Consider the following 25,020-nt stretch of genomic DNA (forward strand, 5'->3'; position numbering starts at 1 on the left):
GGCGGTAGCCTGCCCGGCGGGTGGAGAAACGGTGGAGGAGGGGGACGGCCGGATGGCGGGCGGGGTCGATCTGGTGGTGATCGGGGCGGACGGCGGCCCCGACCGGGCCTTCGGGGGTGCGGCGCTCGCACCGGACGGCGCCCGGCTGCTCGCCGAGGTGCTGCCCGGGATGTGCTTCGACACCGGAGCGGCCGGTTGCAGGGTCACCACGGTGCCGCCGGACGCGGACGCCAACGCCATGCTCACCGCCGTCCGGGACGCCGCCCAGCACCCCGGCCGCTGGCTGTTGGTCTGCCTGGTCGGCCAGTTGGTGGCCGACCCGCGCGGGCGCCGGCTCGCCCTGGTCACCGCCGGCAGCACCGCCGACAACGCCTACCGTCGGGGCCTGGCCTGGGACTGGGTGGTCAGCGCGATGGTGCACGGTGACCAGGAGGAGGCCCTGCTGCTGGTCGACGCGGTGGCCGACCGGGACACCTGGGCGGCGGTGGAGAACGGCGAGGACGGCGCCGGCGAACTGCTGAGCTACTCCAGGGTCCCGCTGTGGGGCCGGATCGGCCGCTACGCCCCGGGGAACCGTTACACCCCGGGCAGACGTGGCCGGGACGCCGTACTGCCGGGCGGGGAGGGCTCGTTCAGCCGGGCTCTGACCACCGTCCTGCGCCAGGGCGTCCCGGGTGCCCCCGCGGCCGTCGCCCCGCTCGATCTCCAGCCGGCCGTGGCCGCGCTGACGGGCGGTGGAGAACCGGTCGGTAGTTCGGGTGCGCCTGGCGCGCGCCTGCTCGTTCCGCCGCACGCCGGGCGGCTTCTGATGCGCAATCGGGCCGCGGTTCGGGGCGCATTGGCCGGATTGTCGCTTTCCGAGGAACTGTTGGCCGTTCTGTGGCGGGAAAGTGCCCCGACGGAACCGCCTTCCGCGTAAGGTCAGGGGGCCTGAGGTGTTGCCGTGATGGGGTGGGTTGGCGAAGAATCGATCCCCAGCGGAAACACCGGCGGGACGGCGGAATTCTCCTGGCGGCCGTGGATCACGGATCAGGTCGGTCGCAATGAGGTGGGGCCATGCGGCAGCGCGGAAATGTGTTGCGCCCTGGGGCGGTTGGGGTCGGTGGGGCGGTACTGGTGTTGCTGCTCGGCGCCTGTGCGAGCGGTGGTGCGGGTGGTTCCGTCGATCGCCTCGGGTCGGCTGCGCCCACCGTCGCGGGAGTGGATCCGCTAACTCCTTCGAGTGGTTCGGTAAACGGCTCGATCGCGCCGACCAGCGGCCCGGAAGGGGCCATGGGGCGGCTGGCTCTGAAGGCGTATCAGGATTGGTGGCAGGCCCAGGCGGACGCCTTCGGGCGTGCGGATTCGGACGGCTACGGACTGGAGCAGTACTCCTCCGGCCGGGCGCTGTCCGACAGTCTGGTAAGCCTTCGTCAACTGCGCGACGCCAAAGCGGTGATGACCGGAACGCCGCGCAATTCCGCGGTGGTCAAGGGCATCGACCTGAAATCCGATCCGCAGACCGCCGTGATCGAGGACTGCGTCGACCTGTCGGACTGGCACCGCGTCGATGCCGTGACCAGGGCCGCCAAGGATCCCGGATCCCGGCTGAACCGGTACGTCGCGACCGCGTCCCTGCGCTGGTTCCAAGCACATTGGTTGATCAACGACTTCAAGCGGGAGGTGGACCGGACATGCTGAACGCGCGGAAACCGGCCCGGCGGATCGCGATCGCCGTGTCGATGTCGGCCGGACTGCTGCTGTCCTCGGCGGTGAACGCGTCCGCGGACGAACCACCGGGCGGCGGGGCCGAACAGTGCTACCCGACGGTGATCTGCGTGGACGTCCACTCCGGTGGAACGACCCCCGGGCCCGGCGGATCCCAGCCCGGCGGCGGCGGTTCGGACACCGGGCCGCAGCTGTGCGACTACCACCAGGTCACGTGGGCCTGCCACGACCCCGAGCTGGGCTGGTTCAGCAGCAGCAAGGGCTGCTACTTCCGCCCGCTGGACAACCCGCCGGCCGCGGGCGACCCGGCGTGGGGCGGCCACGACCCGAAGGACGGCGCGCTCTACACGAAGGTCTGCCCGCAGACCGACGGGGGCATGGGCGGCGCCGAGATCGTCTTCGAGGCCACCACGCCGGGGCAGGACGTCACCACGGAGGCCAGAGTCATCGAGCGGGCCACCGACCAGGTCCACTTCACGCCGCCGGTGGGCCGGGCCGCACCCCAGAACACCGCGGTGGTCAACGCCCCGGTCTGGCTCTGGGCGGACGGCGCCGCGCTGCCGGGCGTCGGCCACGCGGAGCTCGCGGGCATCGCGGTCACCGTCACGCCCCGGCTGGTGAAGGCGGACTGGAGCTTCGGCGGCAACCTCCAGACCTCCTGCGCCACGACCGGCACGCCGTACGACCCCAAGTACGGCGACGCGAAGTCCCCGGACTGCGGCTACGAGTTCAGGACCAGCTCGGCCGGCGAGAAGAACGGCGTCTTCAACGCCACGGTGACGATGCAGTGGGAGGCCACCGTGGTGGTCACCGGAGGGCCGAACCCGCGGACGTTCAAGCTTCGGGGCATCAGGCGGAGCAGCGTTCCCTTCCAGCTCAAGGTCGCCGAGATGCAGGTGCTCAACTGAGCGCGCCCGACCGGGAGCGGCCGGCCGGCCGCTCCCGGGTGGGGGCGCCGGTACGGCGATTCACACACTGACCAGCCAGACCAGCCAGACCAGCCAGACCAGCCAGACCAGCCTGACCGGCCAGACGAGCCGGAGACGAACGAGGGAAGGGCGGAACCCGGTGGAGAACCGTACGTTCGCGACGCCGGGATCCGGCACCTCCGCGGGCGCGGCGGCGTCCGTGCCGCTCCCGGAGCAGCCGGAGCAGGGCGGCCGGGGCAAGGGCCGGGGGCGGGCCGTGCCGCACGCGCCCGGGCGGACCATGCGGGCGCGGCGGCGGCGCCCGGCGGTGCTGGCGATGGCGGTCGCGCTGATCGCGGCCGGCGGGCTGGGCGGGGCCGTCCTCTACAACAGCACCGGCCAGCGGGTCGCGGTGCTGGCGCTGGCCCGGGACGTGCCGTGGGGACAGGTGATCACCGAGGACGACCTGGTGGTCGCCCGGATCGCGGGAGATCCGGCGCTGCACCCGGTGTCGGCCCAGGACCGGGCGAAGGCGGTCGGCATGCGGGCCGCCACCGACCTCAAGCGCGGCGCGATGCTCACCGGCTCCGACCTCGCCCAGGGCCTGTCGCTGCAGCCCGGGCAGATCGTCGTCGGCGTGTCGGCCAAGCGCAGCCAGCTGCCCGCCAGCCGGCTGCAGCCCGGCGTCCAGCTGGTCATCGTCTTCACCCCCGACAACGGCCGGGCCGACTCGCTGCCCGCCACGGTGATCACCGTCGGCCGGGTGGACACCGACGGCAGCCAGGTGATCGACGTGGCGGTCGGCACCGCGGACGGGCCCCGGCTGGCGCAGTGGGTGGCGAGCGGGCGGATCCAGGTACTGCTCGCGCCCCGCGGGTCGGCGGCCGGAGCCCCCGCGGCCGGTGCCCCCGCCGGCGGCGCCGCGCCGGCCCCGGCGACGAGCGGCGCGCCCTCGGCCGCCGCCGGCACCCCGGGCGCCCCCGCACCGGGCGCCGCCACCCCGGGCGCCGCCACCTCCGGCGGTGCCTCGCCCGGAGCGCCGGCCGCGACGGGCGGTGCCTGATGGCCGTGATCGCGGTGGTCGGCGGCCCGGGCGCACCGGGAGCGACCACCACCGCCCTGGCGCTGCTGCTGTCCTGGCCGCTGCAGCCCGGCCGGCGGATCCTGCTGGTCGAGGCCGACCCGGACGGCGGCGCGGTGCTCGCCGGCGCCCTGGAGGGCCGGGTCGAGGCGGTGTACGGGCTGCGCAACCTGGCCGTCGCCGACCGCCGCGGGCTGCTCGCGCAGACCATCTGGGAGCAGCTGATCGACCTCTCGCCCGAGGGTGGCGCCGAGCGGCTGCTGCTGCCCGGGCTGACCGACCCCACCCAGGCGCCCGGCCTCGCCTACACCTGGGAGCCGCTCGCCGAACTGCTGCGCGGCGTGGAACAGCAGGGCTACGACGTCATCGTGGACCTCGGCCGCTCCGGCGCCACCGGCCACAGCGCGGTGCTGGCCCGCCGCGCCGACGTGGTGGTGGCGACCGTGCGCACCACGCTGCGCGGGCTGAGCTCGGTCCGGCCCCGGCTCGCCGCCCTGGCCGAGGACCTGGCCGCGGCCGGCACCGGGGCGGACGCGCTCGGGCTGCTGCTGGTCGCCGAGGGGCCGTACACGCGGGCGGAGGTGTCCCGAGAGCTCGGACTGCCGGTGCTCGGGGTGCTGCCGCACGCCCTCCGGACGGCGAAGGTGCTCTCCGACGGCGGGGACACCACCGACCGGCGGTTCATCCGCTCGGAGCTGATGCGGACGGCGCGGTCGGCGGCGGACGAGGTGCAGCTGCTGATCCGCCGTCGGCGCCAGCGGCTCGCGCCGGGTGTCGCGCAGGACGCGGCGCCGGCCCAGCTGACGGCCGGCGGTGCGGCGGGCGGTGCGGCGGGCGGTGCGGCGGGCGGTCCGGCGGCCCCGGTCGCGGCGGCGGTGCCGACGCCCCCCGTCCCGACGGCTCCGGCCCCGGCGTCCCCCGTCCCGACGGCTCCGATGCCGGCCCCGCCGATACCGACCCCGCCCATGCCGATGGCGCCGCAGCAGGCGATGCCCTCGCAGCCGTCGATGCCCGTGCCCCCGGCCGGGCCCACGCCCTCGCCCGCGCCGGGCCCGTACGGGCAGTCGGCGTACGGACAGGGCGGCCGGCCGGGGTACGCGCAGCCGGGGTACGACCAAGCCGGGTACGTCTCGGGTGGTGGGTACGGGCAGGGCGGCCACGGCCAGGCCCCGTACGCCTCGGGCGGGTACGGCGCGGCGGCCCACGGCCACTCCGCGCAGGAGCAGTCTGCGCAGGGGCAGTCCATGCAGGGCCAGTACGCACAAGGACAGTTCACACAGGGCCAGTTCACGCACGGCCGGTCCGGCTACGGGACGGCCGAGGGCGAGCAGCCCTCCTACAGCCCGCCGCAGCCCGTCCCGCCGGTGATCACCACAGGACCGGTGGCGCCGCTGGCCGGGCTCGCCCCGCAGCCGGCCGCGCCGGCGCCGTTCCCGGCCCACGTCCAGTCCGCCCCGTACGGTGAGCCGGACGACCGGTACCCACTCCAGCAGCCGAGCGTGACGGACCGTCGGGACGATCCCGACGGTCCGTACCCGCCGAACCCCGGGGAGGTGCTCCGTGCGCGGTAGCCCCCTGCACCAGCGTCCCGCCTCCGATCCGGCCGCGCTGCCCTGGGCCACACCGGTGCCGGCGCCCGGCCCGGTCGCCCCGCCGCACGGGTACCAGCCCGGCCCGGTCGCGCCCCAGCCGGCCGCCGCCCAGCCCGTCGCGCCGCAGCCCGTCCCGCCCGGCACGGCCGGGCCCACCGCCGTGCCCTCCCAGCTGCCCTCGCTGGACCTGCGCGGTGCCGCCACCAGGCCCGCCGTCGACCCGCAGGTCGCCCGCGAGCTCAAGCGCCAGGTCGCGGCCGAACTGCACCAGCAGATCACCCGGTTGACCGCCGCCTCCGGCTCCGATCCGGACCGCGCCACCCGCCGCCAGCGCGGCCGGGCGCTGATCGAGGAGGCCGTCGCCCGGTGGTCCGACGCGTACGCCCAGACCCACGGCATCCCGCCCACCCGGGAGCAGGACCGCGCCCTCGCCGAGGCCGTCTTCGACCTGCTGTTCCGGGCCGGCCGGCTCCAGCCCTACCTGGACGACCCGGAGATCGAGAACATCCTGATCAACGGCTGTGACGACGTCTGGGTCTCCAAGGTGCACCAACCCCTGCGCCAGGTACCGCCGGTGGCCGACAGCGACGCCGAACTCGTCGAGCTGCTCCAGGACCTGGCCCGCCAGCACGGCGGCGGCGAGCGCAGCCTGTCCACCGCCAGCCCGACCCTCGCGCTGCGCCTGGAGGGCGGCATGCGCCTCCAGGCGCTCACCGAGGTGACGCCCCGCCCGTACGTGGCGATCCGACGCCACCGGGTGGCCTCCGCGACCCTGCCCGAGATGGTCGAACTCGGCACCCTGGACGCCACCTTGGCGGCCTTCCTGGCCGCCGCGATCCGGGCCAGGAAGAACGTCATGATCACCGGCACCCAGGGCGTCGGCAAGACCAGTCTGCTGCGCGCGATGGCCGCCGAGATCCCGCCGGACGAGCGGATCGGCACCCTGGAGTCGGAGTTCGAACTCTGGCTGCACACCCTCGGCCACCTGCGCCAGGTCGTCCCGATGGAGGCCAGGGAGGGCAACGGCGAACGCGTCGAAGGGCGCCTGGCCGGGGAGTTGAGCATCGGCGACCTCATCCCGGCCGCGCTGCGCATGACGCTCTCCCGGATCATCGTCGGGGAGGTCCGCTCCGGCGAGGTCGTCCCGATGCTGCGGGTCATGACCAACGGCGAGGGCGGCTCGATGTGCACCCTGCACGCCCGCGGCCCGCACATGGTCGTCGACCGCATCGCCGAACTCTGCCTGGAATACGGCTCGCACATGACCGACTCACTCGCCTACCGGCTCACCGCCAACGCCCTGGACCTCATCGTGCACGTCACCATGGTCGACGAGACCGCCGTCGGCGGCCGCCGGCACCGCTTCGTGTCCCACGTCCTGGAGGTCACCGGCCTCGGGGAGAGCGGCCGGCCCGCACTGAACACCGTCTTCGGCCCCCGGCCGGACCTCGGCGAGCCGCGGGCCGTCCCGCACACCCCGCCGCAGTGCCTGGACGACCTGCGCCGGGCCGGCTTCGACGCCTCGCTGCTCGGCTCCCGGTACGGGAGTTGGGCCACCCCGCTGCAGCTGCGGATCGGCGGTGGCGCGCGGTGATGCTGCTCTTCGCCCTGTGCGGGCTGGCGCTCGCGGGCGGCCTGGTCGCCCTGGTGGTCTGGGCCCGCGGCAGCGAGCCCGGCGACGAGGACGGGGCCGAACCGGCGGTCAACCCGCTGGCCGGCCGCCTCCACGTGTTCTGGTACGGCGCCCCCGGGACGGCCGCGAACCGGATGGTGCGGCTGCGCCGCGTCCAACTGCCGCTCGCGCTCGCCGGGGCGCCGCTGGCCTGGCTGTTCACCGGCATCCCGCTGACCGCGCTGCTGGTGCCGCTGGCCGTCTTCGGCCTGCCCTGGCTGTTCGACACCACCCGCCCGGACACCCACCGGATCGAGCGGCTGGAGGCGCTCTCCGAGTGGACCCAGCGGATCGCCGACGTGCTGCTGCTCGGCGTCGGCCTCAACCAGGCCATCGTCACCAGCCGCCGCACCGCCCCGGCCGCCCTGGAGGACGAGATCGGCGAACTGGCCGCCCGGCTGCAGGCCCGCTGGCGGCCCGAGGAGGCGCTGCGCGCCTTCGCCGACAGCCTCGCCGACGCCACCGCCGACAAGGTCCTCGCCGCGCTCGTGCTGCGGGCCGGGGACAGCGGCCCCGGACTCGCCCGCACCCTCTCCGACATGGCCGACTCGGTGCGCGAGGAGGTCCGCCAGCGCCGCGCCATCGAGGCCGACCGGGCCAAGCACCGGACCACCATCCGCTGGCTGGTCGGCATCATCGTGCTGGTCGTCACGGTCGGCTCCTTCAACACCGAGTACACCCGGCCGTACGGGACCTTCCTCGGCCAGGTGGTGCTCGCCGTCGTCGCCGCCCTGTTCGTGGCGATCATCGCCTGGATGCGGGCGCTGGCCTCCCACCCGCCGGTGCCCCGGCTGCTGACACCGGACCGGCGCAGCAGGAGCGGGCGGCGGTCCGCCGCACCGGCGACCGAGCCGGAGCCGGCCGAACTGCTCGGGGAGGTCCGGTGATCTCCCCCTGGTCCGTGCTGGCCGGCGCCGCCGCGGCCGGCGGCCTCGCCCTCCTGGTCGCCGAACTGCGCCCGGCGCCACCGGACCTGCGCCAGGCGCTGGACCGGCTGCACGCCACCCCCGCCGACCGCGAGCAGCACCCGGACGAGCGGCCCCGCTGGTACGACCGGATCGGCGAACGGTCCGTCCACGTGCGCGGGGTCTCCGTCCCGCGCCGCGAACTCTCCCTGATCGGCCGCACCCCGGCCCGGTTCATGGTGCACAAACTGCTGTTCGCCGCGCTCGGCCTGATGCTCCCCGCCTACCTGGGCGCGATGGCCGTGCTGATGGACGTCGGCCTGCCGTTCGCGCTGCCGCTGGTCATCGGCCCGCTGCTGGCCGGACTGCTCTGGTTCGTCCCGGACGCCATCGTGCGCGGCGAGGCCAAGGAGGCGCGCACCGAGTACCTGCACGGCATCGCCGCCTACCTGGAACTCGTCGCGATGGAGCGGGCCGCCGACTGCGGCCCCGCCGAGGCGCTGCGCCGGGCCGCCTCGGTCGGGCAGGGCGCGGTGTTCCGGCGGATCCGCGACGCCCTGGAACGCGCGGCCACCGACCGACTCCCACCGTGGGCCGGACTCGACGCGCTGGCCGAGGAGTTGGGGCTGAGCCCGCTCCAGGACGTGGCCGACATCATGAGGCTGTCCGGCAACGACGGCGCCGCCGTGTACGACACCCTGCGGGCCCGCGCCAAGGGCCTGCGCGGGGAACTGCTCGCCGAGGACCTCGCCCGCGCGAACGCCGACAGCGAACGGATGGTCGCGCCGGGGGCCGCGCTGACCCTGCTGATGACCGTCCTGATCGTCTTCCCCGCCCTGCACCAGATGCTCAACTGACTGCGCCAACCGCCTCGTTCACGTCCTTCTGGGCCCTATCGGCCCGGTCGGAGCAGCCGGCACCACCCGCCACACCACACCACACCGCCACACCCCCGGAGACCCCGATGACCGTACGACTCGTCCAGCTGGCAGACCGGGTGCTGCGCCCCGTCCTGCTACCGGTCCAGTTCGCGCTGCTGCTGTTCACCTTCCGGCTCGGCCGGCTGCGGGCCGCCCGCGCGCGCGGTGACCGCGGTGCGATCAGCATCGAACTCGCCCTGGCCATCATCGCGTTGGTGTTCGTCGCGGGCGCCGTGGCGACCGCGCTCTACCTGCTGAAGGACAGGGTCGTCAAGAAGGTCGAGCAGGACCCGAACATGCCGGGCGGCGGCGCGGGCGCGGGCGCGGGCGGCGCCACCCCGTGACGCGTCCTGCTCTCCGCCGCAGGGGCGACCGGGGGGCGATGAGCCTGAGCCTGGCCATCGTCTTCCCGGTCGTCCTGCTGCTCCTGCTGCTCGTCGTCCAGGCCGCGCTGATCTGGTACGACCGGCAGGTCGCGCTCACCGCCGCCCGCGAGGGCGTGGACGCCGGCCGGGTGCAGGGCAGTGCGACGGACGGCGAGAAGAACGAGGCGGCCCAGCGGCAGGCCCGCGACTTCCTCGACCGGCAGGGCGTGCACGGGTACACGGTGCGTACCGACGGCAGCACGGCACAGACCGTCAGGGTCACCGTGCAGCTGACCCCGCCGCTGCTGATACCCGGGCTCAGGGCGCCCGCCGTCACCCAGTTCGCCGAGGCGCCGCGAGAGCGCTTCGTGGCGCCGGTGGTGACGCCGTGACGGGCGTGGCGGGCGTGGCGGGGGCACCGGGCGTACCGGGGGCGCCGGGGGCACAGGGGGCACCGGGCGGCGGTCGCCGGCCGCGGTCCCGTCTCCGGCTCCGGTCGCGTCCGCGCAGGCGGGACCGGGGCGGGATCGCGATCGAGGCGGCGATCGTCGTGCCGGGCGTGGTCGGACTCGTCCTGGTGGCCATCGCCGCCGGGCGGGTGCAGTCCACGGCCGGCACCGTGGAGGCCGCCGCCCGGGCCGCGGCCAGGACCGCCTCCCTGCAGCGCAGCGTGGACGGCATGGACCAGCCGGCCAGGGACTCCGCCCTCGCGACGCTGCGCCAGCAGGGCGTGTCCTGCCGCAACGGGGACGTGCGGGTCGGCAGGGGGGAACTGAACCTGCCGGGCGGACCGGTCACGACCGTCACCGTCACGGTGGTCTGCGACGTGGAACTGGCCGACCTGCTCGGCGGACCGTCCGGGGTACCCGTGACGAAGCACCTCGTCGGCGAGTTCACCTCGGTGGTGGACCGTTACCGGGGCACATGACGGCGCGCGGCGCCGTCACCCGGAAGACGGGGGATTGGAGACGGCCCGTGCGGGGGAGACGCAAGCGGAGAGCGCTCGGGGGATGACACAACGGTACCGAGCGGCGCCCGGTGGGGGCCGGTGGGGAGAGCATCGTGCGAAGTGGGGGGAGGGGACGGGAGTGGTGAGCCGTCTGCGGCGACGGCTGTCGGCGCGCCGGTCCGACCGGGGCGCGGTGGCCCTCTTCGTGGCGATCTGCGCGGCGTACGTCGTGCTCGTCATCGCCCTGGTGATCGACGCCGGCGGCCGGCTGCGGGTCGCCGAGCGGACCGACGCCTACGCCCTGGAGGCCGCGCGGGTCGGCGGCCAGCAGCTCGACCGGGCGGCCGTCCTGCAGGGCAAGGGCTTCAAGGTCCAGGAGAAGTACGTCCGGGACGCCGCAGACGCCTACCTCGCCCTGTACGGCCTGCGGGCGGGCGAGGTCGAGTTCTCCGGCGACGGCAAGGTCGTCACCGTCACCGTGCGGGCCGACTACCGCCCGGTCCTGCTGGGCGCCCTCGGGGAACGGAAGGTAACGGGCAAGGGCAGTGCGACCCTCGTCCACGGAGTCGAGAAAGCGGAGACCGACTGATGGCCGCGCCACGTGCCAAGGACCAGGCCCGTACCGCCCAGGCCCGTACCGGCCGGGCCGGGACGTCCCATCGCGCCGGCGGCGCCCGAGGGCCCGCCGCCCCGGCGCCCCGACCACCCCGCGGGCGCGGCCGTGCCGTGATCACCGCGCTCGGCGCGCTGGTCACCCTGCTCGCCCTGCTGCTCGGTGTCCCCGCGCTGCTGCTGTACGGCACGGAGGCGGTCGCCGGGATGGGCGAGGTCGCCTCGGGCGGGGTGGGCGAGGCGCTCACCAGTCCGGACGACGGAAGCCTGTTCCTGTGGGCGCTGGTGGTCGTCGGCTGGATCGCCTGGGCCTGCTTCGCGCTCTCCGTCCTGCTGGAGATCCCCGCCCAGCTGCGCGGCCGGATCGCCCGCCGCATCCCCGCCTTCGGCTGGAGCCAGCGGCTCGCGGCCGGGCTGGTCGGCTCGGTGCTCGCGCTGGTGCCGGTGGCCGGTTCGGCCTTCGCGGCCGTTCCCGAGCCGGCCCACGGGTCCGTCGCCCAGGCCCAGTTGGCGCCGGGCGGCGCGCAGCGTGCCGCACTGCCCACCGCGCAGGCCGCGCCGGCCCTGACGCCGGCCGCCGAGCAGCAGGCCACCTACACGGTGCGGGACGCCCGCCCGGCCGACAGCCTGTGGTCCATCGCCGAGCGCCAACTGGGCTCGGGGGAACGGTGGATGGAGATCGCCAAGCTCAACGACGGCCGGGTGATGGGCGATTCGGGCATCCGCTTCGACGCCGAGCGGCCGATCCAGCCCGGCTGGGAGCTGCTGATGCCGGCGGACGCCAAGCCTGACGAGGCGAGGACACCGGCGCCGGCTCCCGCCCCGGCTCCCTCGGGGGACGCCGCGCAGGGCACGCCGCAGAGCGCGCCGCAGGGGGCCCCGCAGGCCGGGACGGAGGCCGGCGGCCCCGGTGGTGCGGGCGGTTCCGGTGGGCAGCACACCATCACCGTCCAGGCCGGGGAGAGCCTGTCGACCATCGCCCAGCGGGAGCTGGGGGACGGGGAGCAGTGGCCGAAGCTGTTCGAGGCGAACAAGGGGGCGCAGGCCCCGGACGGCGAGCAGCTGACGGATCCGGACGTGGTGGTGCCGGGGATGGTGCTCACGGTGCCGGGGGCGGGGGCCGCCACTCCGGCGCCCGCGCCTGCTCCTGCTCCCGCTCCCGTGGACCAGGCGCCTGCTCCCGCTCCGGCGCCCGCTCCGGCTCCGGCTGCCGGGGACCAGGCCGCGGCGCAGACCCCGGCGCCGGGCGCTCCCGCGCAGGGCGCGCCGCAGTCGACCCCGGTGCCCGCGCCCACGCACACGCCGGCGCACGCGCCCGCCGCGCACGCCGACCCGGCCGCCGACGACGACTACAGCGTCGCCCTCTCGGCCTCCACCGTCGGCGTCCTGCTCGCCGCCATCATGGTCGGCGCCGTCGCCCACAAGCGCGGCACCCAGCAGCGCGCCCGCCGCCCCCGGCACCGCATCGCGATGCCCGAGGCCGAGGCCGCCGCCTTCGAGAACGAACTGATGGCCCGCCAGGACCAGGCCGGACTGGAACTGCTGGACCGCGCCCTGCGCACCCTGGCCCGCAACACCGTGCGCGGCGGCAAGCGGCTGCCCGCCATCGTCGCCGCCCGGATCACCCAGGGCCAGACCGTCGAACTGCACCTGTCCGGCCCGGCCACCCCGATCGCGCCGTTCCGCGCCGCCCACGCCGCCAACGTGTGGTGGTGCAGCGCCGACTCGGGCGACCTGCTCAGCCCCGGCCAGGCCCGGAAGACCCCCGCGCCGTACCCCGCGCTCGTCACCCTCGGCACCTCGCCGGACGGCTCGGTCGTCCTCGCCGACCTGGAGGCCGTCCGGCTGCTCCACCTGTCCGGCCACCCGGACGACGCCCGGGACGTGCTGCGCACCCTCGCCATCGAACTGGCCCACAGCCCGCTCGCCGACCGGCTCCACCTGCACCTGGTGGACCTCGCCGAGGAGGTGCCGATCAGCGGCCCGGCCGCCGAACGCGTGCACCGCCACCCCACCCTGGAGGCCGCGCTCGCCGCCCTCGGCCCGCGCACCGCCAAGGCCCGCGCCACCCTGGTCGCCGCCGAGGCCACCAGCCCGCGCGAGGCCCGCAGCCGCGGCCAGGCCGACGATTCCTGGACGCCCGAGATCGTGCTCTGCGCCCACCAGCCCGGCGGGGACGTCCCCGCCGAGCTCGGGCGCCTGCTCGACGCCCGCCCGCGCACCTGCGTCGCCGTCATCACCCGCGCCCCCGAGCGCGGCACCGGCCCGGTCGCCCGCTGGACCCTGCCGACCTCCGGCCAGGCCGCGATCCCCGGCCTGCACCTCACGGTCGAGCTGCAGCGTCTCGACGTGCAGCAGTACGACCAGGTCGCCGAGCTGCTCCGGGTCGCCGACGACACCACCCAGCACCCGGCCCCGGCCTGGACCCTGGACGGACCGGAGGACGACACCGACACCACCGAACTGCCCGCCGCCGTACCGGTGCTGGCCGCCGTCGGGGCCTCGGTCGCCTCGGTCGCCTCGGTCGCCTCGGCGGTCGGCGGGGCGTCGGCTGGTGGCGGCCCGGGCGGAGGTGCTTCGGGCGCGGGCGCCTCGGGCGGAGGCGCCGCTCGTGGCGGGGCCGTGGCGGGCGGGACGGACGAGGGCTCGGACGCGGCTGCCGGTCCCCGGCTGCTCGCCCGGGTCATCGGCACCGGGGCCAGCCCGTTCGCGGGCACCGATCCGGTGGCGCCGGCCCCGGCGACTGCCGCCCTGCCGCCCGCGGCTCCGACTTCGGCTCCGGTTCCGGCTCAGGTGCCGGCCGGCCCGGCGCGGTTCGTCGTCAACGGGCAGGGACGGCAGGCGGCCACCGACGAGACCACCCGCGACCTGCGACGGCCTGACCCGACGGAGGGCGACGGGGTGGACGAGCCGGGGGACTCCGCTTCGGAGTCCACGGCGACGGTCGTGCTCGCCGTCCAGCCCGTCGTGCCGCGGCCGGTGGCGGTGGATCCGGTGGCGGCGGAGCCGACCGGCTCGAAGACCGTCGAGGAGTCGGCGCCGCGGGCCGAGCACGCTCCGGAGTCCACTTCGGAGTTCACTTCGGAGGCGGCTTCGGAGTCCGCCGCCGAGTCCGCCGCCGGGACCGGGCCCGCCGGGGCCGCCGGGTTCGCGGAGGCCGTCGAAACCGCGGACGCGGTCGGTACGGAGGAACCGGCGCCCGCCGTCGAGCCCGGCCCCGCCGCCGTCGCCCAGGTCGCCCGGACGACGCCCCGTCGCAGCGACAGCGACGACCTGCTCGCCATCCTCCGCTCCCCGGAGGCGCACGCCCCGCGCAACGCCCCCCGGATCCGGTTGCTCGGCCCGGTGGACGTCGCGGGAGCCCTCGGCGCCGCCGCACCCGGCGCGCTGCCTCGGCTCACCGAGCTCGCCGTCTACCTGGCGCTGCGGCCGGGTTCCGAACTCCACGTACTCGACCACGACCTGCACCCCGGGGCGGCGCACCTCGACCCGCACCCCACCGCGGCCGACGCCAGGAGCCCGCTGTCGGCCAAACTCTCCGACCTGGCCGACTGGTTCGGCACCTCGCCGGAGGGCCGCGCCTTCCTGCCCACCGAGGGCACCGAGGGCTACGCCTTCGCCCCGGCGGTCACCTGCGACTGGGACGAGTTCCGCGGCCTCTACCGGCGCGGCATGCGCAGCACCAGTGCCACCGCCGACGCGGCCCTCGCCCACGCCCTGGCCCTGGTCCGCGGCGCACCGTTCGCCGAGGCCCCGCCGGCCTCGTACGGCTGGGCGGAGGCCGAGCGGCAGGACATGATCGCGGCGATCGTCGACACGGCCCACGAACTGGCCGCCCGCCGCCTGCAGTACGGCGACCACCGCAGCGCCGAGGCCGCCGTCTTCCGCGGCCTCGCCGTCGCCCCGGACGTCGAACTGCTGCACCGGGACCTCTTCTACGCCTACGCCTCGGCCGGCGCCCGGGACCAACTCCTGCGTGCCGTCAACCGGTTGGACGCGCTCAGCCGCCGCACCGGCCGGGATCTGGACGCCGACACCGTCGCCCTGCTGCGGGACCTGCTCGCGGGGTCCTGACGCGGACCGCCGACTGCCCGGTCAATCCCCACAGGGGTGGCCGGGCAGTCGAGTTGACGGGCCGGCGGCCGATGTGGCGGCCGTGTGGACGTCTCGCACGGATGTGGTCGGCGGGTGGGAAGGGGATGGCGGCCGGTCAGACCGTCCGCAGCCAGGTGTCCAGGGCCGTGAAGTCCGCTTCGGTGAGCCCTCGTCGGGGGTCCACCCGGTGGAGCAGGGCGCGGGCGGGGGAGTGCGCGGCGACCCAGCGGTCGTCGGCCTCGGTGATCTCGTCGTCCACCCAGGCGAACGGCCGTCCGTCCGCCCATTCGACCAGCGCACGGGTCTTCCAGTGCAGACCGTCCGGCCCGTCGGGCCAGTCCGGGGTGTCCGTGTCGTCCACCGGCCAGTCCACGACGGGCAGTCGGGGCAGGCCGAGCCAGGGCGCGAGGCACTCGTTGGCGTCCTCCAGCCAGGTCGTGGCCCAGACCGGCTCGGCCGGCAGGCGCAGCAGTCGCGGCCCCAACTCCGGGTCCACGCGGGCGATCAACGGGTTCCCGGCCGGGGCAGTGTCGGACGGGACGTACGGGCTGCGGTAGGTGGGGTAGCCGCCCGGGGGCGGGTCACCGAAGGGGATCAGCGGGCCGTCCACGTCGAGGAACAGCAGGGGGCGATCGGGATCGATCATGGCGGCACCATAGCGGGACGGGGCGGGCGGTGGGCCGCCGATCGGCCACCCGGCCTGGAACGGGTGAGCCGGGATCTCGTAGGGTGGCGCGCACGGAGTGTGGTGGCAGGCACCACGCAGGCGAGGGCATCAGACGCCGCGGGAGCGGCGGGGCGGGGCGGTGACCAGGAGATGGCGGAGACGACAGCGGTTTCCGGAGGTCCCGACCCGGCACCGGAATCGGGTCCCTGGGACGCCGTACCGCCGCCCCCGCGCCTCCCGGCCGAGGACCACCCGCCCGGTCCCGCCGCGCTGTACGAGCCGCCGCCGGCGCCTCCGGCCGCCCCCTCCCCCGTCCCGGCGCCCGCTCCGGTCACCGCCTCCGTGCCGGGTGCCGCGCAACCGGTCGGGCAGGCGCCCGCGCCGCCGCCCGCGCCCCCGGCGGCACCGCCCGTTCCGCCCACCGGATGGACCCTCACCGGGCTGCCCGCCGTCGGGGCCCTGTCCTCGGCGACCCCGCCGCCGTTCCCGGTCCAGAGCGCGGCGCCGGTGGCCGCCGTCGGTGCGGGCGGTGCCGGCAGCGCCGGTGGCACCGGCGGGCTCGGTGCCGCGCCGCGCGGGCGGATCCTGGTGATCGAGGGCGGGTACGGCACCTCCGGCCGCCGCACCTGGGGCCGTGGCGGGCCGACCCAGGCGCCGGTGCTCTCGGCGATGCTCGCCGCCGTCTCGCCGCAGGTGCTCCTCGCCGCGGACGCGGTGGACGCCGTCCACCTCCCCGGTGCCGGCGACCCGCACACCGTCCTCGCCCACCTGCGCGCCGCCTCCCGCCACCCCGGACCGCTGCTGATCCACCTGGGCGGCCACGTCGTCGCCGACAAGCGCGGCGGACAGCTCCAACTGACCCTGCGCGACGCCAAGCAGGACGGCCTCCCCTGGCCGGCCATCGCCGCCGAGCTGAGCCACCGTCCGGCCGAGTGGCAGACCCTCGTCATCGCCGACCTGAGTGCCGACCAGAACGCCTGGCCGTACCTCCAGGGCACCGTCTCGCCGCTCAGCGAGGGCATCCCGCTGTGGGCGGTGGTCAGTCCGGACCCGGAGCAGATCGGAACCTTCACCCGCGCACTGATCGAGGCGCTGCACGGCGGTCGGCCGGGTGCGGGCGAGGTGCTCGCGCCGGAGCAGCTGCGGCAGCAGGTGTACTCGGTGCTGCGTCCGGACGTGGTCATCCTGGCCACGCACGCCCCGGACCGGCCGTTCTTCCGCAATACGGCCCGTCGCGGCGAGGGCCTGCCGGCCGAGGTTCCGCCGGTGCCGGCATCGACGGCCTCGATGTCGGCGGTGTCGGCGGTTCGGGCGGCCGGTGTGGTGCCCTCCGACATGTCGTCGCCCCCGGCGCCGCCGCTACCGCGTCCGGGGGAGCCGCGGGACGCGGTCCCCGAGTGGCCGGTGTCGGCTCCGGCCGCGGTGCCCGCGCCGCCGGCCGGGGCCCCGGCGGCCGCAGGCGGTCCGGTCAGCCTGGTCAAGCCGGGCGTTCCGCCCACTGCGCCGCGGCCGGCCCGTCCGGTCAGCCTGCTGAAGGCGGGCGAGACAGCGGCGGCCCCGGGCGTGACCCTGCTCAAGTCCGCCCCGGCCGACGCCGTGCCCGAGGACAGCACGCCCCCGGCGGGTGTCACGCTCCTCAAGCCCCGGCCGGAACCGACGGGTGAGGCCGTCGCCGAGCCCGAACTCCCGCAGGAGGAGGCCGTGGTGGCCTCCGAGGTCGCGGTCGGGGAGGCCGTCGCGGAGGCGCGCGAGGCTGTCGGGGAGCCCGAGGCCGGGATCGAGACGGCGTCCGAGGCCGAGGTCGAGTCCGCGGTCGAGTCCGAGGTCGAGTCCGAGGTCGAGGTCGAGGTGGCGTCCGAGGCGGCGTCCGAGGCCGAGGCGGAGCCCGGAACCGCGGAGGAGCCCGGGGACGCCGTCCCGGTGGAGCCCGCGTTGACGGACGAGGTGCCCGTCGAGGAGGAGCCCGTCGACGTCGTTCCGGCCGAGGAGGCAGCTGCTGACGAGCTGTCGGCCGACGCCGCGCCGCGGGACGAGGTGCCGCAGGACGAGGTGCCGGTCGGCGAGGCCACCGCCGACGCGCCGTCGGCCGACGAGGCTCCGGCTCCGGTCGACACTTCGGTCGACGCCACTGCCGAAGCCCCGGCCGACGAGGACGGCGCGGCCGGTCCGCCCCGCGCGGACTACCGCGAGGTGATCGGACGGATCGTCCGTAGCGCCGACGTCGGGGACCACGCCGCCGCCACCGATCTGGCCTTCGCCCTCGAACTGGAGGCGATCGCCGAGCACGGCGCCGTCTCCGAGCCGGTGCTGCAGGTCCGGCAGGTCCGGGCGCACGTCTGCCGGCTCGCGGGCCGGACGGCCGAGGCCGCGGACATCTACCGCGAGGTGGCCCTGACGCTGCTCCGCTCGCAGGGTCCGGACCACCCGGAGACCCAGCGGGCGGCCACCAACGCCGAGGCCTGCTGGCGGGCCATCACCGACCGTGCGGAGGCCATCCGGATCGCCCCGGAGATCATCGAACTGCGCGCCTACCTCCCGGGCGCCGACGGCCGCAAGCTCCGCGCCGCCGAGCGCTACCTCGCCCAGCTCGCCGCCACCGGCTGACCGACCGCCGGCGGACAACAGCGGACGGAAGACAGCAGACGGAAAACAGCGAACAGCTGACAGATTTCAAAATCTGTCAGCTGTTCGCTGTCGTCTGTTATCTGTTACCTGTCACCCATCGCCCGCGTCACCTGCCACGGGCGACCCGCCTGCTCACCGACCGGCGATCGCGTGCACGAACTGCGTTCCGTCGATGGTGCCCAGGCCGCTGGCGAGGTCGTAGCCCTCGGTGGCGTTGTAGCCGGTGACGCCGTCCCAGCCGTTGTCGCCCTGCTTCACGTCCACGATGCCGCTCCACTTGCTCGGCAGCAGGTTCATGCCGTACAGGCGCCAGTTGAGCTGGCCGAGGCGGTGTCCGGCGAGCTGGTCGGCGAGTGCGACGACGCCCGAGAACAGCGGGGTGGCCTCGCTGGTGCCGCCGGTGAGGTGCCAGCCGACGGAGGTCGGGTCGTAGGACTCGTAGGTCCAGGCGGCGCCGTCCACGGCCGCGCTCATGCTGATGTCCGGGGTGCCGCGGTGGTTGCCGGTGACGCCGGCGACACCCGCCTGGTACCACGGGCGCTCGAAGATGCCCGAGACGCCACCGCCGCCGGCGCCGGACTTGTCGTGCCACACCTTGTCGGGCGCGGTGCGGTTGCCGGAGTCGTCCAGGGTGAGCTGGGTGCCGCCGATGGAGGTGACCAGCGGGTCCGAGGACGGCCAGGAGTTGACCTTGTACGGGTACAGGTCGGTGCCGTTCTCCTTGGCGTCGGTGGCACCGTTGTCGCCGGAGGCGGCCAGCACGGTCACGTTGTGGTCGGCGGCGGCCTGGAAGGCGTAGCGCAGGTCGGTGAGCGACTTGAAGTCGCCCTTGTCGTACCCCGGGAAGGTGTTCTCGGTGGCGCCGAAGCTCTGCGAGATGACGTCGGCGCGGCCGGCCTTGATGAGGGCCTTCTCGGCGTCCATCATCTCGGGCAGGCCGGTGGTGCCCTCGGTCTCGGCGACGCCGGTCTCGACCAGGATGATGTGCGCGTCGGGGGCGATCGCGTGGGCGTACTCGACGTCCAGGGTGGTCTCGCCCGCCCAGCCGGTGTGGTCGGGGTTCTTCGGGTCCCAGGTGGGGACGTTGCCCCACTTGACCACCTCGACGTTGGTGTCCGGGATGCCCCACTGCTTGTCGAAGACCTCCAGGTCGTGCTGGATGGTCGGGGAGCCGAAGGAGTCGACGATGACGATCGTGCGGCCCTTGCCGGTGATGCCCTCCTGGTACAGCGGGTTCAGGTTGTAGGCGGCCCGGTACTGCAGCGGCGAGTAGCAGTGGATGCCGACCTGGCTGACGCACTGGGTGGTGCTCAGCGGGGCGGGGCGGCCCTGGGCGCTGTGCTGCCCGAAGGAGGCGGGGCGCACGTGGACGCCCGTGAGGTCGTGGGCGGGGGCGGCGATCGCGGTGCCGGCGGCCGGAACGGCGACGGTGCCGGCCGTGAGGGCGGTGGCCCCCACGGCGAGCAGGGCCAGGGCGCGGCGGAGGGTGGCGGGGCTGCCCATGGGGCTCCTTGGGACGCAGGGCCCGACCTGGTTCGGTCGGGTCGGTCCGGCCATCCCATCGAGAGCTGCATGATCATGCCATAGTCATTTGGTGGGGTCATACGATCGTGGCCATGGTCATGCTCGGCCACGCGAAAAGGTAAAGGCCGTCCCAGGGGAAAGTAACCTCCCACCTGGGGCAGTTGGGTGATGATGCGTCAGAAATCCGCCCGACCGTGCCGTCTCCTGGCATCGGTGCCTCGCCGTCAGACCTGGCGGGCGCAGGACGTGAGGCGATCGGCGAGCGCGATGACGAGGTCGCGCAGCGCGTCGGGGCGCTCGATGACGAACGGCCGGTCGAGCGAGGCGAGGACCCGGGGCAACCAGTCGAGCTCCTGCGCCCGCAGCTCGACGCGCAGCCAGTGCCCGGCCGTCGGGTCCTGGCCGGCCGTGGGCTCGTGCTCCTCCAGGCTCGCGACGCTCGCGGGCAGGTGCGCGCGGATCTGCTCGACCGTCCCGTGGATCCGCAAGGTCACCTCGTGCCGGTACTCGGCCGTGGCGAACCCCGACAACACGCGCTCGGCCGGAGCGGGACCCACGGGCGCTTCGAACGAGCCGGGCAGGGCCCTCGCGGCCGCGATGCGATCGAGCCGGAAGGTCCGGTCCTCGCCGACCCCGGCGTCCTCGCCCGTCACGTACCACCGGCCCGCATGGGCGACGATCCCGTACGCGTGCAGTGTGCGTTCGCTGCGCCGTCCGTCGCGGTCGGTGTAGCGGATCGAGACCGGCCGGCGGTGGCGCACCGCATCGGCGATGGTGAGCAGGAGCCCGGCGTCCGGCTGGTCCAACTCGCCGGGCTGATCCGTGAAGGCGAGGGCTTCCAGGAGGGCGTCGAGCCGGCGGGCGATGTGCTTGGGCAGCACCCGCCGGATCTTCGCCGAGGCCGTCTCGTTCGCCGTGCGCTCCGCCGTCGTCAGTCCTGCCCGGCGGCCGGCGACCAGGCCGAGCAGCACGGCCAGCGCCTCGTCGTCGCTGAGCATGAGCGGAGGCAGCCGGTACCCGGGGGCCAGCCGGTACCCGCCGTAGCGGCCGCGCACCGACTCCACGGGCACGTCCAGGTCGATCAGCTGGTCCACGTACCGCCGCACGGTGCGCCCTTCGACGCCGAGACGGTCGGCGAGTTCGGCCACGGTCCGGGTGCCGCCCGACTGCAGCAGCTCCAGGAGCGTCAGCACGCGGCCGGTGGGTCGGGACATGTTCGCAGCCTAACGCGAATAGAGGACCGATTCTGTCCACTAATCCGCCTAGCCTGCGACGTGCACGCCTCCAGCACAGCCAAGGAGATTCCCATGGACTTCGTCTCGATCCGCATCATCACCGGCGACGTCGCACGCCTCGTCGAGTTCTACGAGCGAGCGACGGGGATTCGGGCGGTACGGGCCACCGAGGACTTCGCCGAACTCAGGACCGCGGGCGCGACCCTCGCGATCGCCAGTACCCGCACCGTCCCGCTGTTCGCCCCGGGCTCCGCCCGCCCGGCGGACAACCACAGCGTGATCACCGAGTTCCTCGTCGACGACGTGGACCGCGTTCACCGGAACCTGACCGGCTTCGTCACCGACTTCGTCAACGAACCCACCACGATGCCCTGGGGCAACCGGTCGCTGCTGTTCCGCGACCCCGACGGCAACCTCGTCAACTTCTTCACCCCCGTCACCCCGGAGGCCATCGAGAAGTTCGCACGCTGACGCCACGCCCGGCCGCTCACCGGGAGCCCTGAGATCTCGGGGCCCCGGTGAGCGGCCGCCGGGTCCAGGAGCCGCCACCGGCGGGGGCAGCGGACCGCGCCGCTGCCCCCGAACGACGTCCGCGCTCCTGCGGCGGCTCACCGTCGAGGGCGCCGAGGAAGCGGCGTCCTGAGACAACACGCCTAGCGCGCACCGCCGTTGACGTACAGCGTCTGTCCGCTGACGTAGGAGGCCTCCTCGCTGGCCAGGAAGGCGACGACCGAGGCGATCTCCTCCGGCTGCCCGACCCGGCGCAGCGGCGTCCGGGCGGCGACCTCGGTCTGGTGGTCCTCGGCGCTGCTGCCGACCCGCTCGGCGGTGGCGGCGGTCATCGCGGTGGCGATGTACCCGGGCGCGACGGCGTTGACGTTGATGTTGAACGGCCCGAGCTCGATCGCCAGGGTCGCGGTGAGGCCCTGGATGCCGGCCTTGGCGGCCGCGTAGTTGGCCTGGCCCCGGTTGCCGAGGGCGGAGCGCGAACTGAGCGAGACGATCTTCCCGTACTTCTGCGCCACCATGTACTTCTGCGCGACGTGGCTGCAGTTGTACGCGCTGGTCAGGTTGACCGTCAGCACCGCGTCCCAGTCGGACTTCGGCATCTTGAAGAACAGGTTGTCCCGGGTGATCCCGGCGTTGTTGACGAGGATGTGCACCCCACCGAGGTCCGCCGCGACCTGCGCGAACACCGCCTCCACGGCGTCGTAGTCGGCCACGTCGCAGCCGTACGCCCGGGCGGTGCCGCCCTTGGCGGTGATCTCGGCGACCGTCCCGGCCGCCCGCTCGGCGGTGAGGTCGACGACGGCGACCGCCGCGCCCTCCTCCGCCAGCCGACGGGCGGTGGCCGCCCCGATGCCCTGCGCCGCTCCGGTCACCACGGCGACCTTCCCCGCGAACCGCGTCATGTGAACTCCTTGGAAGTTGGATCAACAGGCGACGAGCGACGAGTGGCAGGCGACGGCTGACATAGGACGGCGAACAGATGACAGATGACAGATTTCGTCATCTGTCATCCGCCATCCGTCATCTGTTCGCCGCCACCCGTCAGCCGCCTCCCCGCCACCGCCGGTCGTCAGACGTTCTCGACCAGCACGGCCGTACCCTGCCCGACACCCACGCACATGGTGGCCAGGCCGCGCCGGGCGCCGGTACGGCGCATCCGGTGCAACAGGGTGGTGAGGATGCGGGCGCCGGAGCCGCCCAGGGGGTGGCCGAGCGCGATCGCGCCGCCGCTGGGGTTGACCACCTCCTCGGCCCGCTCCGGGCTGAACCCGATGCCGTCGGCGGAGGCGAGCGCCTGGGCGGCGAAGGCCTCGTTCAGCTCGGCGGTGTCCAGGTCGGCGAGCGACCAGCCGGCCCGCGCGAGCACCTTCGCCGTGGCCGGCACCGGCCCGATGCCCATGACGTCCGGGTGCACCCCGGCCGAGGCCCCGGCCACGTACCGGCCGAGCGGCTGGAGCCCGAGGTCGCGCAGCGCCTCCTCGCCGACCAGGAGCAACCCGGCCGCGCCGTCGTTCATCGGCGAGGCGTTCCCGGCGGTGACGGTGCCCCCCGGCCGGAACACCGGCTTGAGCCCGGAGAGCTTCGCCAGGCTGGTGTCCTCGCGGATGCTCTCGTCCCGGCTGACCGTCACCCCGTCCGGCCGCTCGACCGGGACGAGTTCGGCGTCGAAGTGCCCGTCCTTGCGGGCGGCTCCGGCCCGCTGGTGGCTGCGCAGCGCGAAGGCGTCCTGGCGCTCCCGGCCGATGCCGTACCGGGTGGCCACCTCCTCGGCGGTCTCGCCCATGCTGAGCACGCCGTGCAGTTCGGCCATCCGCGGGTTGGTGAGCCGCCAGCCGAGCCGGGTGTCGAAGGTCTCCATCCGGTGCGGCAGCGCCTCGTCCGGGCGGGGGAGGACGAAGGGGGCGCGGGTCATCGACTCGCAGCCGCCGGCCAGCACCACGTCCGCCTCGCCGGAGCCGATGGCCCGGGCGGCGAGGGTGACGGCCTCCAGCCCGGAGGCGCAGAGCCGGTTGACGGTGGCACCGGGGACGGTCTCCGGCAGGCCGGCCAGCAGGACGGCCATCCGGGCGGCGTTGCGGTTGTCCTCGCCGGCCTGGTTGGCGGCGCCCCAGTAGACGTCGTCGATCCGGGCCGGGTCGAGCGCGGGCGCGTCGGCGAGCAGGGCGCGCAGCACGGTGGCCGAGAGGTCGTCCGGGCGGACCGTGGCGAGCGCACCGCGCAGCCGGCCGATGGGTGTGCGGCGGGCGGCGGCGAAGTAGACGGGACGCACGTCGTCGGGCTCCTTGTCGGGTGGCGGGGCGGGGGCGGGGCGGAACGGGTCAGAAGGCGTTGACGCCGGTGAGGGCGCGTCCGATGAGCAGCTGGTGGATCTGGCTGGTTCCCTCGTAGAGGGTCATCACCCGCGCGTCGCGCAGGTACTTGCCGACCGGGTACTCGTCGATGAACCCGTACCCGCCGAAGACCTGGAGCGCGTTGTTGGCGGCCCGGACGGCGGCCTCGCTGGCGTACAGCTTGGCGACGGAGGACTCGGTGGCGAACGGCAGGCCGCGCTCGATGTGGTCGGCGACCTTCCAGGTGAGCAGCCGGGCGGCCTCGACGTCCACGGCGATGCCGGCCAGCAGCTCCTGGACGAGCTGGTGGGAGGCGATCGGCCTGCCGAACTGCTCGCGCTCGCCCGCGTAGCGGACGGCGGCCTCCAGACAGGCCCGGGCGATGCCGACGCAGCCGGCCGCCACCGACATCCGCCCCTTGGCCAGTGCCGCCATGGCCACCGAGAACCCCTTGCCGACCTCGCCGAGCCGGGCGCTGTCCGGCACCCGGACGTCCTCGAAGGTGAGCCCGGCGGTGGCCTGGCCGCGCAGGCCGAGCTTGCCGTGGATCTCGGTGCGGGTGAAGCCGGGCAGGTCGGTGCGGACGAGGAAGGCCGTGATGCCCCGGTGGCCCCGCTGTTCGGGCGCGTCGCCGCCGGTGCGGGCGAAGACCAGGGCGACGTCGGCCCAGGTGCCGTTGGTGATGAACGTCTTGGCGCCGCTGATCAGCCAGTCCTCGCCGTCCCGGACGGCCCTGGTGGTGAGGTTGGCGGCGTCCGATCCGGTGCCCGGCTCGGTGAGCGCGAAGCAGGCGAGCGCCTCGCCCGAGGTGAGCCGGGGCAGCCAGTGCCGCTTCTGCTCCTCGGTTCCGAAGGCGTTGACGGACTTGCCGACCAGGCCGAGCGAGACCGAGACGATCCCGCGCACGGCGGAGTCGCCGCGCCCGAGCTCCTCCAGCACGAGGCAGTACGCGAGGTGGTCGCCGCCGCTGCCGCCGTACTCCTCCGGGATGGTCAGCCCCAGGAAGCCCACCTTCGCCAGCTTGCCGACGATCGCGCGGTCGACGGACTCGGCGCGGTCCCACTCGGCGGCGTACGGCACGATCTCGCGGTCGGTGAAGGAGGCGGCGAGGGCCCGGACGGCGGCCTGCTCCTCGGACAACTCCAGGTTCACGGAGGCTCCCGAATGCGGTGTCCAGGGCCCGGCGCGGGGCCCGGGCCCATTAAACTAGCGCTGCAAGTTTTATGGGGGCGACTGTAGCCCCGCCCGGCCCGCGCTGGGAAGGGGCACCTGCCAGAATCGGTCCCCACGCACCCGACCGGACGAACCGGAGGAACCCGTCGC

The 25,020-nt window shown here is 75.0% G+C and carries 21 protein-coding genes; 15 read left to right on the forward strand and 6 right to left on the reverse strand.

What is annotated here, in order from left to right:
- The first annotated feature begins 31 nt into the window (after positions 1-31).
- The 13 genes from ACGF0D_RS11700 to ACGF0D_RS11760 all read left to right on the forward strand — a co-directional run bounded on the left by ACGF0D_RS11700 (position 32) and on the right by ACGF0D_RS11760 (position 14,785).
- A complete protein-coding gene (locus ACGF0D_RS11700; RefSeq protein ID WP_392875413.1) occupies positions 32-919 on the forward strand; it encodes a hypothetical protein in 888 nt (295 codons plus the stop codon).
- Between the two features lie 137 nt (positions 920-1,056).
- Complete coding sequence (locus ACGF0D_RS11705; protein WP_392915021.1) at positions 1,057-1,680, forward strand: hypothetical protein; 624 nt, start codon at positions 1,057-1,059, stop codon at positions 1,678-1,680.
- Positions 1,674-2,615, forward strand: a complete 942-nt coding sequence (locus ACGF0D_RS11710) for a hypothetical protein (protein WP_392915022.1) — start codon at positions 1,674-1,676, stop codon at positions 2,613-2,615. Before ACGF0D_RS11705 ends, ACGF0D_RS11710 begins: the two co-directional genes overlap by 7 nt.
- 160 nt (positions 2,616-2,775) lie before the next feature.
- Positions 2,776-3,678, forward strand: coding sequence for an SAF domain-containing protein (locus ACGF0D_RS11715; RefSeq protein ID WP_392915024.1), 903 nt, complete (start codon positions 2,776-2,778; stop codon positions 3,676-3,678).
- Positions 3,678-5,267, forward strand: coding sequence for a hypothetical protein (locus ACGF0D_RS11720; protein WP_392915026.1), 1,590 nt, complete (start codon positions 3,678-3,680; stop codon positions 5,265-5,267). The genes ACGF0D_RS11715 and ACGF0D_RS11720 overlap by 1 nt, the downstream gene beginning before the upstream one ends.
- Complete coding sequence (locus ACGF0D_RS11725; protein ID WP_392915028.1) at positions 5,257-6,882, forward strand: CpaF family protein; 1,626 nt, start codon at positions 5,257-5,259, stop codon at positions 6,880-6,882. The genes ACGF0D_RS11720 and ACGF0D_RS11725 overlap by 11 nt, the downstream gene beginning before the upstream one ends.
- Entirely contained in the window at positions 6,882-7,847 is a 966-nt protein-coding gene (locus ACGF0D_RS11730) for a type II secretion system F family protein (RefSeq protein WP_392915031.1), read from the forward strand. Before ACGF0D_RS11725 ends, ACGF0D_RS11730 begins: the two co-directional genes overlap by 1 nt.
- Positions 7,844-8,722 (forward strand): hypothetical protein, encoded by an 879-nt coding sequence (locus ACGF0D_RS11735; RefSeq protein WP_392915033.1) that lies wholly within the window; start codon positions 7,844-7,846, stop codon positions 8,720-8,722. Before ACGF0D_RS11730 ends, ACGF0D_RS11735 begins: the two co-directional genes overlap by 4 nt.
- A 107-nt stretch (positions 8,723-8,829) precedes the next feature.
- Entirely contained in the window at positions 8,830-9,129 is a 300-nt protein-coding gene (locus ACGF0D_RS11740) for a hypothetical protein (RefSeq protein WP_392915036.1), read from the forward strand.
- Between the two features lie 38 nt (positions 9,130-9,167).
- A complete protein-coding gene (locus ACGF0D_RS11745; protein ID WP_392875436.1) occupies positions 9,168-9,542 on the forward strand; it encodes a TadE/TadG family type IV pilus assembly protein in 375 nt (124 codons plus the stop codon).
- A 167-nt stretch (positions 9,543-9,709) separates the two neighbouring features.
- Positions 9,710-10,078: a pilus assembly protein gene (locus ACGF0D_RS11750; RefSeq protein ID WP_392875439.1), complete on the forward strand. Its 369-nt coding sequence runs from the start codon at positions 9,710-9,712 to the stop codon at positions 10,076-10,078.
- Between the two features lie 163 nt (positions 10,079-10,241).
- Positions 10,242-10,688 carry a hypothetical protein gene (locus ACGF0D_RS11755; protein WP_392875442.1) on the forward strand — a complete coding sequence of 149 codons (447 nt, stop codon included), beginning with the start codon at positions 10,242-10,244 and terminating at the stop codon, positions 10,686-10,688.
- Positions 10,688-14,785, forward strand: a complete 4,098-nt coding sequence (locus ACGF0D_RS11760; RefSeq protein ID WP_392915039.1) for a LysM peptidoglycan-binding domain-containing protein — start codon at positions 10,688-10,690, stop codon at positions 14,783-14,785. Before ACGF0D_RS11755 ends, ACGF0D_RS11760 begins: the two co-directional genes overlap by 1 nt.
- Before the next feature lie 136 nt (positions 14,786-14,921).
- On the opposite strand, the gene ACGF0D_RS11765 is transcribed toward ACGF0D_RS11760, so the two are convergent.
- Positions 14,922-15,452, reverse strand: a complete 531-nt coding sequence (locus ACGF0D_RS11765) for an HAD domain-containing protein (RefSeq protein WP_392915041.1) — start codon at positions 15,450-15,452, stop codon at positions 14,922-14,924.
- A 171-nt stretch (positions 15,453-15,623) separates the two neighbouring features.
- Between ACGF0D_RS11765 and ACGF0D_RS11770 the strand changes: the two genes are divergently transcribed.
- A complete protein-coding gene (locus tag ACGF0D_RS11770; RefSeq protein ID WP_392915044.1) occupies positions 15,624-18,077 on the forward strand; it encodes a hypothetical protein in 2,454 nt (817 codons plus the stop codon).
- 153 nt (positions 18,078-18,230) lie between these two features.
- Here ACGF0D_RS11770 and ACGF0D_RS11775 read toward each other — a convergent pair whose 3' ends face one another.
- The gene (locus tag ACGF0D_RS11775; protein ID WP_392875451.1) at positions 18,231-19,601 is read right to left on the reverse strand and encodes a S8 family serine peptidase; all 1,371 of its coding nucleotides are present in this window, start codon (positions 19,599-19,601) and stop codon (positions 18,231-18,233) included.
- A 245-nt stretch (positions 19,602-19,846) separates the two neighbouring features.
- Complete coding sequence (locus ACGF0D_RS11780; RefSeq protein WP_392915046.1) at positions 19,847-20,836, reverse strand: helix-turn-helix transcriptional regulator; 990 nt, start codon at positions 20,834-20,836, stop codon at positions 19,847-19,849.
- A gap of 93 nt (positions 20,837-20,929) precedes the next feature.
- Here ACGF0D_RS11780 and ACGF0D_RS11785 point away from each other — a divergent pair, with 93 nt between their 5' ends.
- Positions 20,930-21,328, forward strand: a complete 399-nt coding sequence (locus tag ACGF0D_RS11785; RefSeq protein WP_392875457.1) for a VOC family protein — start codon at positions 20,930-20,932, stop codon at positions 21,326-21,328.
- Positions 21,329-21,510: 182 nt separating this feature from the next.
- Here ACGF0D_RS11785 and fabG read toward each other — a convergent pair whose 3' ends face one another.
- The 3 genes from fabG to ACGF0D_RS11800 form a co-directional block, all read right to left on the reverse strand.
- Positions 21,511-22,269 carry a 3-oxoacyl-ACP reductase FabG gene (gene fabG, locus ACGF0D_RS11790; protein WP_392875460.1) on the reverse strand — a complete coding sequence of 253 codons (759 nt, stop codon included), beginning with the start codon at positions 22,267-22,269 and terminating at the stop codon, positions 21,511-21,513.
- A 167-nt stretch (positions 22,270-22,436) separates the two neighbouring features.
- Entirely contained in the window at positions 22,437-23,636 is a 1,200-nt protein-coding gene (locus tag ACGF0D_RS11795) for a thiolase family protein (protein WP_392915049.1), read from the reverse strand.
- Between the two features lie 49 nt (positions 23,637-23,685).
- On the reverse strand, positions 23,686-24,849 hold the full coding sequence (locus ACGF0D_RS11800) for an acyl-CoA dehydrogenase family protein (RefSeq protein ID WP_392915051.1): 1,164 nt from the start codon (positions 24,847-24,849) through the stop codon (positions 23,686-23,688).
- Positions 24,850-25,020: the final 171 nt, after the last annotated feature.

Origin of the sequence: Kitasatospora sp. NPDC048298, assembly GCF_043201465.1 — a bacterium.
GTDB lineage: Bacteria > Actinomycetota > Actinomycetes > Streptomycetales > Streptomycetaceae > Kitasatospora.

Coding starts and splice junctions, on each gene's coding strand:
- ACGF0D_RS11740 (WP_392915036.1), top strand. CDS start 8,830: ATGACCGTACGACTCGTCCAGCTGGCAGACCGGGTGCTGCGCCCCGTC.
- ACGF0D_RS11720 (WP_392915026.1), top strand. CDS start 3,678: ATGGCCGTGATCGCGGTGGTCGGCGGCCCGGGCGCACCGGGAGCGACC.
- ACGF0D_RS11760 (WP_392915039.1), top strand. CDS start 10,688: ATGGCCGCGCCACGTGCCAAGGACCAGGCCCGTACCGCCCAGGCCCGT.
- ACGF0D_RS11770 (WP_392915044.1), top strand. CDS start 15,624: ATGGCGGAGACGACAGCGGTTTCCGGAGGTCCCGACCCGGCACCGGAA.
- ACGF0D_RS11710 (WP_392915022.1), top strand. CDS start 1,674: ATGCTGAACGCGCGGAAACCGGCCCGGCGGATCGCGATCGCCGTGTCG.
- ACGF0D_RS11745 (WP_392875436.1), top strand. CDS start 9,168: ATGAGCCTGAGCCTGGCCATCGTCTTCCCGGTCGTCCTGCTGCTCCTG.
- ACGF0D_RS11730 (WP_392915031.1), top strand. CDS start 6,882: ATGCTGCTCTTCGCCCTGTGCGGGCTGGCGCTCGCGGGCGGCCTGGTC.
- ACGF0D_RS11705 (WP_392915021.1), top strand. CDS start 1,057: ATGCGGCAGCGCGGAAATGTGTTGCGCCCTGGGGCGGTTGGGGTCGGT.
- ACGF0D_RS11785 (WP_392875457.1), top strand. CDS start 20,930: ATGGACTTCGTCTCGATCCGCATCATCACCGGCGACGTCGCACGCCTC.
- ACGF0D_RS11780 (WP_392915046.1), bottom strand. CDS start 20,836: ATGTCCCGACCCACCGGCCGCGTGCTGACGCTCCTGGAGCTGCTGCAG.
- ACGF0D_RS11765 (WP_392915041.1), bottom strand. CDS start 15,452: ATGATCGATCCCGATCGCCCCCTGCTGTTCCTCGACGTGGACGGCCCG.
- fabG (WP_392875460.1), bottom strand. CDS start 22,269: ATGACGCGGTTCGCGGGGAAGGTCGCCGTGGTGACCGGAGCGGCGCAG.
- ACGF0D_RS11775 (WP_392875451.1), bottom strand. CDS start 19,601: ATGGGCAGCCCCGCCACCCTCCGCCGCGCCCTGGCCCTGCTCGCCGTG.